The sequence below is a fragment of the Ligilactobacillus equi DSM 15833 = JCM 10991 genome, assembly GCF_000615765.1.
Classification (GTDB): Bacteria; Bacillota; Bacilli; order Lactobacillales; family Lactobacillaceae; genus Ligilactobacillus; species Ligilactobacillus equi.
On sequence record NZ_BAMI01000008.1, the window covers coordinates 1 to 14,690 of the forward strand.

A 14,690-nucleotide genomic window follows, 5' to 3' on the forward strand; every position below is an offset into this window, starting at 1 on the left:
CGTTTTTATAATTTTTAATGGCATTCGCATCATATCACTATCAACACGTTTATCTTGCATGTACTGGTAATGGTTAGCCATATTTCTAGCGTTTTTACGACTTTCTAACTCACTAATACGGTCAACAACCGTATCAAGAGATAACTTAACTTGTTTTAGTCGGTATAATTCTTTGTCAATCGCAACCATCTTATTATAGACAGTTCTACTAATATCAGAATTGACTTTAATAATTTGCTTTTGTTGAGTACTAGGATATATCCGCATTTTTAATCCGTAATGATATGCTAAATCACACATTTTCTTCATCGATTTTCACCTCACTTTCTATGCTTTTATTATATCACAATGAGTGGTATTATAAAAAATAAACATGTATAAATAAAAGGAAAAGAGTTCTGTGCAATGACTGATAAAAAAACTAGAATTAAGGATGCAATTTATACTCAAAGATACATTTATAATCTGCACTTTCATCTTATTTGGTGTACTAAATACAGAAACAAAACTTTTGTAACTGATGAATTATCTAATGAAATGAAGGATATCCTTCAACGAGTAGCTGATGATAATGAAATAACCATCGAAAATATGGAGGTTATGCCTGACCATGTACATCTGCTAATTTCTTTTCCACCTAGGAAATCAGCAGTTGACGTTATTAAGGCACTAAAAGGTAGAAGTGCATTTATATTTCTAAAAGCACACCCAGAGATTAAAGAACATCAGTATTGGAGCGGACATTTATGGTCTTCTAGTTATTACTTAGGTTCATTAGGTAATATGAGTAAAGAAACAGTGCAAAAATATATTAATGACCAGAAATATAATGCTATGATGAAAAACTAAAAAAGCCCGTAAGGGCTTTTTTTGTTAGGGGCTATCCCTCCATGGGTTAAAAACTATGGATTTCCGCCCCGTGGTCCTTGAATTTTACCCAAAAGAAGACTACAATAATTACCGTAAAATAGTTTTACATTTTGATAGAATTTGCAAAAGAGGCGAAGAATAATGGCTAGCAGATTAAGCAAGGAAGAACGTAAAGCTTTAGCTAAGAAGGCTATGGCTGAACGAGCAAAGCACCCGCAAGCTAAGACGCAATCCGGGTTCGCCAAGCTTGATGAAGATGCCAAGAAGCTACGCTAATGCGCAACTGACATCAATTTAGACCAAAAGACACCCGCAAGAAATTTCTTGCGGGTGTCTTTGTGCCTATTGGGCAAATTGACTATTGTAAAGGTTCGCGTAAAAACCATCGGCTGCCATGAGGCTATCGTGGTTCCCAGTTTCAATGATACTTCCTTGATTCATGACAATAATCTTATCTGCATCGCGAATCGTAGATAAACGGTGCGCCACTACAAAACTTGTCCGGTCCTTGAGGAGCCGTTCCATAGCTTGCTGGATTAAAATTTCTGTCCGTGTATCAACTGAACTGGTAGCCTCATCCAAAATCAAGATTTCTGGGTCAGCTACGAAAGCTCGAGCAATCGTCAAGAGCTGTCTTTGTCCCTGGGAAATATTGGAAGCATCTTCATTTAAAACTGTATCATACCCATGAGGTAATTGACGAACAAAAGTGTCTACGTGCGCGGCTTTCGCAGCTGCGATAATCTCTTCTTCCGTTGCGTCTTCACGACCATATTTAAGATTGTCGTAAATCGTCCCCGTAAATAACCAGGTATCTTGTAATACCATGGAGAAATGACGACGTAGTTCTTGGCGACTCATGGCGCGGGTATCTTGCCCATCAAGACGGATAACCCCACCTTTGATATCATAGAAACGTTCCAAAAGATTAATTAAGGTTGTCTTCCCAGCACCGGTTGGTCCGACAATCGCGACTTTTTGACCAGCTTGCACATCGAAATTAAAATCTGTCATCAATAACTTATCATCAGTGTAACCGAATTGAACATGTTCGAAACTAATTTTCTTACCATCAGCTGGAACACTAGCAACAGCTTGAGGTTTAGTCATTTCTTCTTCATCTAATAATTCAAAAATCCGTTCAGCTGAAGCCACAGTGGATTGAATGGTATTGGCAATGTTAGCCAATTGAGTAATTGGTTGGGTAAATTGGTTCACGTATTGTAAAAAGGCTTGTACGTTCCCTAAAGTTAAGCTACCATTAGCCACCCCGGTTCCCCCAACAATCGCAACTAAGATATAACCAATATTTTTGACCAAGTTCATCAAAGGCATAATTAAACCAGAAATGAACTGGGCCTTCCAGGAGTTTTGGTAGTAGCGGGTATTTTCTTCTTCAAAAACTTGGATAGCTTCATCTTCGCGGTTAAAGGTCTTAACGACAGTGTGACCGGCGTAATTTTCTTCAACGTGATTGTTCATCAAACCTAGGCTCTTTTGTTGGGCGGCAAAATATTTTTGTGAACGTGGTGCCACAATTCCAACTACAATTAACCCTAAAGGAATTGTAATCAGAGCAATCAAAGTTAACTTCAAGCTGATGGATAACATCATGAAGAAAACCCCGACAAAGGTTACCAATGACGTAACTAATTGTGCCAAACTTTGTTGTAAGGTTCCAGCAATGTTATCCATATCATTGACCGCTCGTGACATAATATCCCCGTTTTGGTGAGTGTCGTAGTAATTGATTGGCAAACGTTGCATCTTCTCTTTAACTTGCTTACGTAATTTGTAAACAATCTTTTGTGAGATATTGGCCATGATAATTTGTTGCATGAACGTCAGTAAGGCCGAAGCGACATACATAGCAGCCACAATTAAGAGGATTTGCTTAATGCGATCAAAATCAATCGGATAAGAAGTCAAATGTTTACCCATTTTCATTTCGACAAATCCGGTCTTAATTCCCTTGTAAATTTCCGTGGTTGCTTCCCCTAAAATCTTAGGTGCTCGAATTTGGAAAATCGTTCCGCCAACAGCGAAAGCAAGTACCATTAAAAAGCCCCATTTCCATGGCCCCATAAACTTAGCTAAGCGCCCCAACGTCCCCCAAAAGTTTTTCGCACCTTGCTTTGGACCGTGATTTCTTCCTGGACCCATTAAACTTCACCTTCCTTCATTTGTGAGTGAACAATTTCTTGATAAACTTCATTATCAGCTAGCAATTCTTGGTGAGTACCCACTCCGGCAACTTTACCATCATCTAAGACAATAATTTGATCCGCATTCGTCACCGTTGACACTCTTTGTGCAACAATAACCACCACACTTTGACTGATATCGCGATCAGCTTTTAAAGCTTTCCGCAAGGCCGCATCGGTCTTAAAGTCCAAAGCTGAGAAAGAATCATCGAAGACATAAATGGAAGCGGGCTTAATTAAAGCTCGCGCAATGGCTAGTCTTTGTTTTTGCCCCCCAGAGAAGTTGTCCCCACCTTGTTCAACAACTGCATCTAAGCCGTCAGGCAAATCGGCAACAAAATCCTTAGCTTGGGCAATTTCTAACGCACGCCACATTTCTTCATCCGTCGCATCAGCCTTTCCAAAAGCTAAGTTAGAACGAATAGTTCCCTTAAAGAGCACAGCTTTTTGTTGAACATAGGAAACCTTATCTTGCAAGCTAACTTTGGTTAAATCACGAACGTCTTGACCATCGACCCGTACGGCCCCAGCTTCAACATCGTAGAGCCGAGGAATCAAGGCAATCAAACTAGACTTCCCAGAACCTGTCCCCCCGATAATTGCTAGAGTTTGGCCGGCGGTTAATTTCACATCTACATCTTCTAGGGCCTTTTCTTCTGCACCTTCATAGCGGAAATCAATATGGTCAAATTCTAAACTTGCCACCACATCTTGCTTAGCTACTTGGGCATCAGCTTTTTCTTGCACCTTATTTTTAGTATCTAAAACTTCGATAATCCGTACAGCAGCCGCTTGAGCCCGAGGAAGGAAAACAAAAATCATGGATAGCATCATAAAGGAAAAAAGTAACATGGCAGCATAAGTCATGAAAGAGACTAAATCTCCGACCTGCATGTTCATCTCTCCAATCAAGTTAGCCCCAAACCAAACAATTCCCAAATTAGTCCCATTCATAATGATTGTCATAATTGGCATCATAATAGAAACAATCGAGAAGACTTTAATCGCAGTTTGGGTATAATCTTTGTTAGCGACTTCAAAACGAGCTTGTTCAAATTGGTCTTGACGAAAGGCACGAATGACACGCACCCCTGTCAAACCTTCCCGAAAAACCAGGTTAATTTTATCAATTTGCTTTTGAAGCTTTTGGAAAAGTGGTACGGCAGAACCCATAATTCCTCCAATGGCAATCACTAATAACGGAATTGCCACCAAAAAGACCCAGGTTAATTGCTTTTCGCTCTGATAAGCCATAATCCCAGCCCCAATCAACATTAGAGGAGCTTGAATCATCATCCGTAACATCATAATAATTACGTTTTGGATTTGCAAGACATCATTAGTCGTCCGCGTAATCAAAGATGAAGCTCCTAAATCATCAAATTCTTTGTTTCCCAAAGCCATTGTATGTTTAAAGATTTTACTGCGTAAACGCATCCCCATCTTTTGCGCCTGGGTGGAGGCAAAGTAAACATTACCGACAGCTGCTACCAAACCAAGCAAGGCCAGGCCCATCATCTTGGCACCTACTTGCCAAATATAATCGGTATTACCTTTAGCCACCCCATTGTTAATAATATCTGCAGTTAAATTAGGCAAACTTAAATCACAGATAACTTGGATAGCCATAAAGACAACAGAACCTAAAACCGCCCACCAATCAAGATTTTTCTTTACTAAGCGTAGCACGCTGGTCACTTCCTTTCTGTTTTTAACACACCATCTTGAAACCACGTTAGCACCTTTGTGATTTGTGCTTCAATTTGGCTAATTTTTTCAGCAGTCACTTCGTCATGACTGAGTTTACCACCAATAATCCGAAAGACCGCCCCCTCAAGTATTATATTGAAAAGTCTAAAGTCGCCATAAGATTCAAAACGATACTTTTCTTCCGACAAACTATCATAGACTTCCTGCAACCTTTTCTCAATGTTTTGGTGGTGCTCATCCTTAGATAACAGACGGTAATCGCGATTCGCAATCATCGTACGATAAAACTCCCGATTCTCCCCCAAATAAAAATCTTCTAACATCAAAGTAAAAGATTTTTGATAATAGGAAAATAAATCCTGGCCTGCGAGGGGCAAGATGGCTTTTTGAGCTGCCTCTAAATTTTCCCCCAGTTTACGGGCGAAATATTGATATAAATCATGCTTATCTTCAAAATACTGGTAAAAACTACCTCGTGATACCCCAGCTTCTTTAATAATCTGATTAATTGAAGCTTCGTTAAAGCCACGCCGACTAAACTCATGATGAGCTGCTTCCAAAAGCCGCGTTTGCTTTTCAACAGGTAAGTTGAAGAATGTTTGTTTGGGCATAGCGACCCCTCCTTTTTGTGACAAGTTGTCATATGACATATTGTCATAATACTCCTATCACTAACTTTTGGCAAGCAAAAAAGCCAGATATTTTAAATCCGACTTAAATCTTCTTATTATGCTTCTTGTTTAGTTATTGGGGTAACCAATACCCGATTAAAAATATTGAGTGCACTCTTATTATTTAAAATGGGAAAGTAAACTTCCTTAAAAACGCCGAGAAATTCGGGACGATCAAGAACTTGCTTGAAGGTTTGAGCGACTAAATATGGGTCATTTTGAGAGACCCCACACCCAAAAGCTCCTAAAATTAAAATTTCTACTTCATTATTTTTAAACATACGAATAGTACGCAAAATTTTTTCATGTAAATCGGCTTGAATGCGTCGAAAATCAAGCGGGTGTTGACGTAATTTCATATAAGTGATGTTGGGAGCACTTACGCTAGCAAAATCAATAAAACGTCGGTAAGGTAGGATTTTCCCTTCACTTTGATCTCGCAAAACCTTGACTTGATTTGAATAAATCACATTAGGACTAAAATAACCTTGATTGGGCACCTTGCGATTTAACTCATAGAAACTTTGATTAAACTTCTTTAACTCTGGATAAAGGAAGCTATTACGACAAATTGTCTCCTCTTGACCGTCATATCCCATTAAAAATCCCCCACCCGGTTCCATCGGACTAGCAAAATTCATACAACCCACTTTGCGTTCAAAGTCAATTTTCCAAATCCGTGCCAATAAATTTTCCTCTTCAACATAGATTTTAGCTGGTTTATGACCATAGGCTGCTTGTTCTGGCGGTTGAAAAGTGATAAGTTCTGAAGATTGACGTAAATGCCGACTTTCAATTTGATAAATATTCAATGCCTTATGCCCCAAAGCTTGATTTATTTTTCTTTGTTTTTGACTCATACCAACTTCACCGCCAGTTCTCTCTAATTTTTTCTAATTCTTTTCTAATTTTAATTCTATCATGAAACCCTTTTATTCGGCAAGCAATAATCACCAACTTGCATTTTTCTTTACATTTTTAGCCGAAATATGGTAACTTATTAGCAGGCACATGTTTTATGATAAAACGATTAGGAGGAGATAATATTATGAAACCAAGAATTGCGATTCCTGCCGACACTTTAGCAGAAGCAACCAATATTATTAACGAAAGAAATGCGGCCTTCGCTCCTAAACCTATTATCGAAGCCGTAGTTAAATCTGGTGGGGTGCCAGTTATTTTACCTAGTGTTAACCCCGACTTGGTTAAGCATTATTTACCACTTTTTGATGGAGTGATTTTTGCTGGGGGTTCTGATGTGGATCCTACCTTCTATGGTCAAGAACCACGCCAACAACTCGGCACCACTAACCGTAAGCGCGACCTCTTCGAAGATGAACTGCTTAAACAAGCCTACAAGGCAGGGAAAGCCATCATGGGGATTTGCCGTGGTATGCAACTAATTAATGTTAGTTTAGGGGGAACCTTATACCAAGATTTATCTGAAAACCCCGACGCGACGATTAAACACTCCCAAGCAGCTGCTGGTAACCTTCCAAGTCACCATGCTAGTGTTGAACCAGACAGCCGATTAGTGAAATTAGTCGGGGAAAGAACTTTTGTTAATTCCCGTCACCACCAAGCTTTAAACGACATCGCTCCAGATTTAAAGGTAACTGCTAAAGCTGATGATGGTGTTCCTGAAGCCGTTGAATCAATTGATAATGACCAAATTTTAGCGGTCCAATGGCACCCCGAAAACACCTTCAAACATTACGAAGATTCTAAAAACCTCTTCCAAGACTTAATTAACCGCGCCGCAATTGTCGCTCAAAAACAACGCTAAAAGAAAAATCTCCCCACAAAATGTGGAGAGATTTTTTCTTTAGTTCCAAATTTCCGAAAGACTTTGATTACCATTGCTAATTGGAAGCACCTTTTTGAAAGTAGTAGCTGCTCTAATGCTACTAAGAGCGCTAACGCCACATCATCAATCGCGATTGTCTTATTAATGACTTCGCCACTAGCAAATTGTCCCGTCCCCTTTTCTTCGACTAACGCCACCGGTTGTAAAATTGTAAAATTCAACGTTGTACTATCCATTAAGTACTTATCAGCAAAAAATTTAGCTGTGTAATAATCCTTAATATGAACATAAGGTTCAAGGTCCCAAAATTCAGGTTCAAGCGATTTTTGAGCACTTAACATAATGTAACGATTAATACCATTTAGTTTGGCTGCCTCCATCGTTTTCACCGCTCCAAAAGCATCACTTTGAAGTAAGTCTTTTCCTCGCGAACCCGCTGTAAAGTAGATAGCATCTACCTGCCCAATTACTTGAGCAATTTCCACTACCGAAGCATGTAAATCTAACTTTTTAAACTTTATACCTAAAGCTACCAGTTCAGCAACTTCATGGCGCGAACCCACAATAACTTCATGCCCTGCTTGTAATAATTGTTTAGCGAGGCTTTGGCCCACACGACCAGTCCCACCAACGATAAAAATTTTCATTTTAAAAATTCCTTTCTGTTTACCAGTTCCCCTTAAAGAGCCCTTGCCGCAATTCCGTCGCTGTCAGTGGTTCTTCTCTTTCAAACCCCTGGAAAGGCGAAATTGTCTGTAAAGCTGCGTTTTGATAATGGCGTGCCTTACGCACTGCATATTTTCGCAGTGAACCATCTTCGACATAGTTCATTAACTTAGCCGCCGGTGTCGTACGCGGATTTTCAATCCGATCTTCTAAATCATCCAATAACTCCTGATATTCCGGACCCAATTGAATCCGATTAGCATAAGCTGCTAAGGTCTGAAGGAAAGCTAGAGCTTTATTTTGGTAGCGGGTTGGTTGAGTTGGAGCTTCCAACGCCACCTCATTATTCATCTCATCTGCCCGCGACATAATAGCGTTGACTTCGTCTTCTTTGATAGCCGGATTCATGATAAAGTAACTCGCCAATAAACGAATAAAACGTAGCGTGCTAGTCCGTACCCCAACGGAGCTAGAAGGATCTAAATCCAGCATCCGTAATTCAATGTAATCAATTCCATTTTTCTTAAGATCTTGGAGATTCTTTCCTCCTTTAAGGCGGACAGGTCCATGGAATTCATAGTCAGAAATCAGTGTTCCATCTTTTGCTCCCGCTTCAATCCGTGCCACATAAGCTTTAACACTAGAATAATCACCAGAAAACTTGGTCCCAAAGCCTTGGGAACTTTGGCGAAGTGAACGGACTGCATGCGGTAATTCCTTATCTTTTTCAAAGTAATTAGCTTCTGCTACGGGACTGGCCCCAAAAAGATACGTGATAAACCAACGATAACGAACAAAACCTTGCGCCACTACGGTGTACAAGTGATTGCGAACTTCAGTCTCATTTCGGAAGCGTTCTGGAAAATTTTGAAGCACTAATTTAATAATGTGCTCACTAATACTCAAATTAATATGTACTCCACATGGCGTGCCTTGAGACCAGCCACGACGTTTTGCCCACTCGACTAAATAAGCTTCTTTAGCTGGACCAGCTTTAGCAAAGACTAGGTTTTCCTTAGCTAAATTTTCCGGTGATTTGTCAGCGGGCAAGGCTGGTGGCATTGATAGAGGCCACAACATTTCTCCCGGAGCCAAGGCCACCCGTAAAGCTGTATTAATCCCATATAGGTAGTGCATGGCATCAATCGCATGCTCAGCTGAGGGGGTTACGACTTCAGTCATCACTTCTAAATAATCAGTAGTAATCCAGGGGTTCGTTTTTTCATCACCAATCCCAGCCGGATATGGTTCCTTACTAAAATTTCCTTCTTCATCAATCCGTTGCATCTCAATTTCCAATCCCATGGTGAAATCTGAGGTTTGTGCAACAGCCTCATTATCGAAGATTAACTGACCAATTCGGCTAAACATCTTAATCATCCCCTAATTTAAATTTAAAACATTTTTCATTATCATTATTATGCACTGATTATATCTTTGGTGCAACCTTAAATTGCCACCTTTTCAAACAAAAAGAAAAAACTCGCCAGCAAGCGAGTTTTTCTCATTAACTTATCCTTTAATTTAGCCGCGACTCAATACCCAGAAGAATACTAAAAAAACAAAGAATAGTACGTACATTAAAATAGGAACCTCTTTGCCCCTTTTAGCAGCAATCATCGTAATTGGATACATAATAACCCCTAAGGCTAAGCCATCAGCAATCGAGTAAGTTAAAGGCATTCCAGCTACAATTAAGAATGCTGGAATTGCGATTTCAATTTTACCCCAGTTAACCCGGGCTAAGTTTTCCGCCATTAAAACCCCAACAATAATCAAAGCTGGTGCTGTTACATAGGTCGTAACTACAGCCAAAAGCGGGGAAAAGAACATCCCAAAGATAAATAACAAACCAGTCGTCACGGCCGTTAAACCGGAACGTCCCCCTACGGCAATTCCGGCAGATGATTCCACATAAGTTCCTACCGGTGAAGTCCCTAACACGGTCCCGACTAACATGGCAGATGAGTCAGAAATTAAAGCTTTCCCAACTCTTGGAATTCGACCATCTTTATCGATAAAACCGGCTTGGGTCGTTAAACCAACTAAAGTCCCCGCTGTATCAAAGAAAGCCACCAGTAAAAAGGTCAAAATAACAATTACTAACTGAAAACTATTAATATCAGTCACATGAAAAATCGCTTGCCCAAAAGTTGGTTTCAGGCTAGGTGCAGCTGAGATCACCGAAGATGGCATGGGAGTCAGACCAGTCGCCACTCCAAAAACCGTTGCAATCGCCATCCCAATAAAAATTGCCCCGGGTACATTGAGCACCATTAGAATCGCAATAGCAATTAAACCAACCACCGTAATCCAAGTTTGTCCTGCAAAACTTCCTAAAGTAACTAAGGTTGAACTATTTTTAACAATCAACCCTCCACCTTGTAAACCGATAAAGGCAATAAACATTCCAATCCCAGCCGAGATGGCATACTTCAAATCTTGCGGAATAGCGTTAATGATGGCTTCCCGTAAAGAAGTAGCGGACATAATGATAAAGATAATGGCTGCGATGAAGGCCCCTGCTAGCGCTGTTGGCCAAGGAATTTTCATCCCTACACAAACAGAGTAAGCAAAGAAGGCATTAATTCCTAAGGATGGGGCTGTGGCAATGGGATACTTAGCCACAATCCCCATCATTAAACACCCAAAAGCCGAGGATAACGCTGTCGCCGTAAAGACCGCACCTTTATCCATCCCCGCTGCCCCTAAAACCGTAGGGTTAACAAAGAGGATATAACACATAGAAATAAAAGTGGTGAACCCCGCTAAAAGTTCGCGCTTTACCGAAGTATTTAAGGTATTAATGTTCCCATCTTCGTCTTTGACATTAAAAAAATAAGATTTAATTGCGTTCACAATAAGACTCCTTTTTCCAAACATTGAATTAAAGAACTAATAATTTCATACTTTTAATATACAACATTCAGGAAAAAGTGTAAATACCTTCTTTATTATTAATTAATGTTCGTTTTTTATACCAAAGAAAATTTAATTATAATACTTAGATTTGGTATACTTTTTTCACATTAAAAACGAACATTATTTTAAAAGGTCGGATTGTATAATTTAAGTTGAACATTGCGTGAACAAAAAAACCATAATGATCTTTACCGCGCTTTACACCGCTTTATCCCCAAGGGACGTCCAATTGAAGAAGTTAGTGATGAGGAACTAATGCGGATTAACAGGATAATGAATACGATGCCACTCAAGTGTTTAAACTGGCGAACACCACTTGAAGTCTTTATGGAACATTATTGTTTATAATTTGTTCAATTTATTTCTTGCAATCTACCTTTTTTTAAAAAAACATTGTACAAAACATAAAAATCGTGTTATACTTTGTTGTGTTAAGAAAGCGTTTTCTGAATAACTATGGAGGTCTTGCTATGACAGAGAAGTATATTATGGCCCTCGATGAAGGTACAACAAGCACTCGAGCAATTATTTTTAATCATAAGGGGCAAAAAGTAGCTGACGCACAAAAAGAATTTACCCAATATTTCCCAGAACCAGGTTGGGTGGAACATAATGCAAACGAAATTTGGAATGCGGTTCTTTCTACGATTGCTAACGCATTTATTAAATCAGGGATTCAACCAGATCAGATTGCTGGAATTGGAATTACTAACCAACGAGAAACCACGATTATTTGGGATAAGAAAACAGGTCTGCCTATTTACAATGCAATTGTGTGGCAATCACGTCAAACTAATGAGATTGCCCAGGCATTAATTGATGCCGGACATTCAGAAATGATTCACCAAAAAACAGGCTTGTTAATCGATGCTTATTTTTCTGCTACTAAGATTCGGTGGATTTTAGATAAAGTAGCTGGAGCCCAAGAACGTGCTGAAAAAGGTGAACTTTTATTTGGAACAATCGATACTTGGTTAACGTGGAAATTAACTGGGGGACAAGTTCATGTAACGGATTATTCCAACGCTAGTCGCACCATGCTATTTAACTTAGAAACCTTAGATTGGGATCAAGAAATCTTAGACTTATTAAATATCCCCCGGGCTATCCTACCGGAAATTAAAGGAAATTCAGAGATTTATGGTAAAACAGCTGCTTACCATTTCTATGGTTCTAGCGTTCCAATTTCTGGATTAGTCGGTGATCAACAATCTGCACTATTTGGTCAATTAGCTTTAGAAGATGGCACAGTAAAGAATACTTACGGAACTGGTTCCTTTATTGTGATGAATACGGGAGAAAAGCCAACTTTATCTAAAAATAACCTTTTGACAACAGTAGCTTACAGTATTAACGGTAAAGTAAATTACGCTTTAGAAGGCTCCGTCTTTGTCTCGGGTTCGGCATTGCAATGGTTACGTGACAGTATGAAGATGTTAGAAAATGCGCCAGAATCTGAACAAGCAGCATATAACTCTAGAAATAATGATGAAGTTTTTGTAGTACCGGCATTTACGGGTCTTGGAGCACCTTACTGGGACAGTGATGCACGTGGAGCTGTTTTTGGCTTAACACGTGGAACAACAAAAGATGACTTCATCAAAGCTACCTTACAATCTCTAGCCTACCAAACACGTGATGTTGTGGATACTATGGAAAAAGATACAGGAATAAAAATTCCAACATTACGAGTTGATGGTGGAGCTGCTAAAAACGATTATCTTTTACAATTCCAAGCAGATATTTTAAACACTCCTATCGAAAGAGCTAAAAACTTAGAAACTACTGCAATGGGAGCTGCCTTCTTAGCTGGTTTAGCTGTTGGTTATTGGAAAGATATTTCTGAATTAAAAAATATTTTTGAAGTAGGTCACAAATTTGAACCTAAGATGCAACCACAACGTCGCAATGATTTATACGCTGGTTGGCAAAATGCAGTGAAAGCAACCCGCGTCTTTAAACACCAAGTAAAAGAAAACTATTAGGAGGAGTTCATTATGTCTCTATCATTAAAAACACGTCCATCAACTTTAGAAAATTTAAAGAACGAAGAATATGATTTATTGGTCATTGGTGGTGGTATTACCGGGGCAGGGGTTGCCTTACAAGCAACGGCTTCAGGTTTGAAAACTGCCCTCTTAGAAATGCAAGATTTTGCTGAAGGAACTAGTTCACGTTCAACTAAATTAGTGCATGGTGGGATTCGTTACCTCAAGACTTTTGATGTCGGAGTGGTAGCTGACACTGTGACAGAAAGAGCCGTAGTTCAAGGAATTGCTCCGCATATTCCACGCCCATTTCCAATGTTATTACCAATCTATGATGATCCATCATCAACTTTTGACATGTTCAGTGTTAAAATCGCTATGGATCTCTATGACCGTTTAGCAGGAGTTACAGGGACGCAATACGCTAACTACACAATCTCAGCACAAGAAGCTCTGCAACGTGAACCAAATTTAAAAAGTGAAAAATTGCTAGGTGCCGGGGTTTACTTGGACTTCGTTAATAATGATGCCCGATTAGTAATTGAGAATGTTAAAGAAGCCGCAGAAATGGGGGCTACTGTAGCTAGTCGAGTTAAAGTAGTCGGAATCTTACACGATGAAAATGGGAAAGCCAATGGGGTTAAAGCTCAAGATGTTCTAACCGGTAAAGAATTTGAAGTTCACGCTAAAGTAGTTATGAATACTACCGGTCCTTGGGTTTCCAAGTTATTAAATATTGATAGTAAGGCGGAGGGCCCTACTATTCGCCCAACTAAAGGGGTTCACTTGGTAATTGATGCTTCTCGTTTGAGTGTACCGCAACCAACTTATTCTGACTCAGGCATGGGTGATGGACGGATGTTCTTCGTTGTTCCACGAGAAGGTAAAACTTATTTTGGGACAACAGATACCGACTTTGACGGGGATTATGCTCACCCACGTGTCGAACAAGCTGATGTCGACTACCTTCTTAAAGCTATTAACAATCGTTTCCCAGGCGCTGATATTACGATTAATGATATTGAAGCCAGTTGGGTTGGTTTACGACCACTACTTTCAGATAATGGTAGTTCTGACTACAATGGTGGTGGTGCTAACGTTGGTAAGGTTTCTGATGAAAGTTTCAACAACTTAATTAAAATAGCTAATGAATATAGTGATGATAAAGCAAGTCGTAGTGATGTAGAAAAAGCTATCTCTAGTTTAGAAACTGCCAGTGCTGAAAAAACCTTAAGTCCTTCACAAGTTTCTCGAGGTTCTTCTTTAGATGTTGCTGCTGATGGCTTGGTAACCTTATCGGGTGGTAAAATTACTGACTACCGTAAAATGGCTGCTGGAGCTATGGATTTACTGCGTCAAATTTTTGCTGAACAATACGGTATGGAACTTACGGAAATCGACTCTAAGACACTTCAAGTTTCAGGTGGACATTTTGATCCAACCAACGTGGATGCAACCATGAAATTCTATCAAAATATTGCCATGAGTAAAGGAATTCCAGCTGCAGAAGCTTTAGATTTAGCTAACCGTTATGGTTCAAACACAGGGCGTGTGGTCTCTTACGCAGATCAAGTTGAGGCAGCTCCTGGCTTGAGTTTAGCTGATACTTTAAGTTTGCACTATTCTGTTAATGAAGAAGCCTCATATACTTTAGTGGACTTCTTATTACGGCGTACCAACTACATTTTATTCCATGAAGATGAATTAGCTCCTAAAAAAGATGCTTTTGTCAATGAAATGGCTAAGATTATGGGCTGGTCTGCACAAGAAAAAGCAGCACAAAAAGACGCTTTAGAAAGAGAAATTTCAAATACTCGTTTAGATTACTTAAAATAGAAAGTTGAGGACCCGC

General features: G+C 39.5%; 12 protein-coding genes and 2 pseudogenes. 6 read left to right on the forward strand and 8 right to left on the reverse strand.

From position 1 onward, the window contains the following. Positions 1-309: pseudogene (locus JCM10991_RS12420) on the reverse strand (helix-turn-helix domain-containing protein); the annotation flags it as partial. A gap of 96 nt (positions 310-405) precedes the next feature. On the opposite strand from JCM10991_RS12420, the gene tnpA reads away from it, so the two are divergent. Both tnpA and JCM10991_RS16040 read left to right on the forward strand, forming a co-directional pair. Further along, positions 406-849 carry an IS200/IS605 family transposase gene (gene tnpA, locus JCM10991_RS03060; RefSeq protein ID WP_025020516.1) on the forward strand — a complete coding sequence of 148 codons (444 nt, stop codon included), beginning with the start codon at positions 406-408 and terminating at the stop codon, positions 847-849. A 162-nt stretch (positions 850-1,011) separates the two neighbouring features. Continuing rightward, positions 1,012-1,146 carry a hypothetical protein gene (locus tag JCM10991_RS16040; RefSeq protein ID WP_263640280.1) on the forward strand — a complete coding sequence of 45 codons (135 nt, stop codon included), beginning with the start codon at positions 1,012-1,014 and terminating at the stop codon, positions 1,144-1,146. Between the two features lie 66 nt (positions 1,147-1,212). On the opposite strand, the gene JCM10991_RS03070 is transcribed toward JCM10991_RS16040, so the two are convergent. The 4 genes from JCM10991_RS03070 to JCM10991_RS03085 form a co-directional block, all read right to left on the reverse strand. Next, positions 1,213-3,033, reverse strand: coding sequence for an ABC transporter ATP-binding protein (locus JCM10991_RS03070; RefSeq protein WP_025020517.1), 1,821 nt, complete (start codon positions 3,031-3,033; stop codon positions 1,213-1,215). Next, positions 3,033-4,763: an ABC transporter ATP-binding protein gene (locus JCM10991_RS03075; protein WP_025020518.1), complete on the reverse strand. Its 1,731-nt coding sequence runs from the start codon at positions 4,761-4,763 to the stop codon at positions 3,033-3,035. The genes JCM10991_RS03070 and JCM10991_RS03075 overlap by 1 nt, the downstream gene beginning before the upstream one ends. Positions 4,764-4,768: 5 nt before the next feature. Continuing rightward, a complete protein-coding gene (locus tag JCM10991_RS14320; RefSeq protein WP_023859320.1) occupies positions 4,769-5,395 on the reverse strand; it encodes a TetR/AcrR family transcriptional regulator in 627 nt (208 codons plus the stop codon). 116 nt (positions 5,396-5,511) lie between these two features. Continuing rightward, positions 5,512-6,315 (reverse strand): TIGR02452 family protein, encoded by an 804-nt coding sequence (locus JCM10991_RS03085; protein WP_025020519.1) that lies wholly within the window; start codon positions 6,313-6,315, stop codon positions 5,512-5,514. A gap of 188 nt (positions 6,316-6,503) precedes the next feature. Between JCM10991_RS03085 and JCM10991_RS03090 the strand changes: the two genes are divergently transcribed. After that, on the forward strand, positions 6,504-7,241 hold the full coding sequence (locus JCM10991_RS03090) for a gamma-glutamyl-gamma-aminobutyrate hydrolase family protein (protein ID WP_025020520.1): 738 nt from the start codon (positions 6,504-6,506) through the stop codon (positions 7,239-7,241). On the opposite strand, the gene JCM10991_RS12430 is transcribed toward JCM10991_RS03090, so the two are convergent. The 3 genes from JCM10991_RS12430 to JCM10991_RS03105 form a co-directional block, all read right to left on the reverse strand. Beyond that, positions 7,238-7,909 (reverse strand): SDR family oxidoreductase, encoded by a 672-nt coding sequence (locus JCM10991_RS12430; protein ID WP_225349907.1) that lies wholly within the window; start codon positions 7,907-7,909, stop codon positions 7,238-7,240. The two genes, JCM10991_RS03090 and JCM10991_RS12430, sit on opposite strands and share 4 nt — an antisense overlap. A gap of 19 nt (positions 7,910-7,928) precedes the next feature. Then, entirely contained in the window at positions 7,929-9,299 is a 1,371-nt protein-coding gene (locus JCM10991_RS03100; protein WP_025020521.1) for a glutamate--cysteine ligase, read from the reverse strand. A gap of 153 nt (positions 9,300-9,452) precedes the next feature. Continuing rightward, a complete protein-coding gene (locus JCM10991_RS03105) occupies positions 9,453-10,787 on the reverse strand; it encodes an NCS2 family permease (protein ID WP_025020522.1) in 1,335 nt (444 codons plus the stop codon). 255 nt (positions 10,788-11,042) lie between these two features. On the opposite strand from JCM10991_RS03105, the pseudogene JCM10991_RS03110 reads away from it, so the two are divergent. From JCM10991_RS03110 to glpO, 3 genes and pseudogenes are all read left to right on the forward strand, one after another. After that, positions 11,043-11,198 (forward strand): annotated as a pseudogene (locus JCM10991_RS03110) (IS30 family transposase); the annotation flags it as partial. 122 nt (positions 11,199-11,320) lie between these two features. Continuing rightward, positions 11,321-12,835 carry a glycerol kinase GlpK gene (gene glpK / locus JCM10991_RS03115; RefSeq protein WP_025020524.1) on the forward strand — a complete coding sequence of 505 codons (1,515 nt, stop codon included), beginning with the start codon at positions 11,321-11,323 and terminating at the stop codon, positions 12,833-12,835. Between the two features lie 12 nt (positions 12,836-12,847). Continuing rightward, positions 12,848-14,674 (forward strand): type 1 glycerol-3-phosphate oxidase, encoded by a 1,827-nt coding sequence (glpO, locus tag JCM10991_RS03120; protein ID WP_023858633.1) that lies wholly within the window; start codon positions 12,848-12,850, stop codon positions 14,672-14,674. The last annotated feature ends 16 nt before the right edge of the window (positions 14,675-14,690 follow it).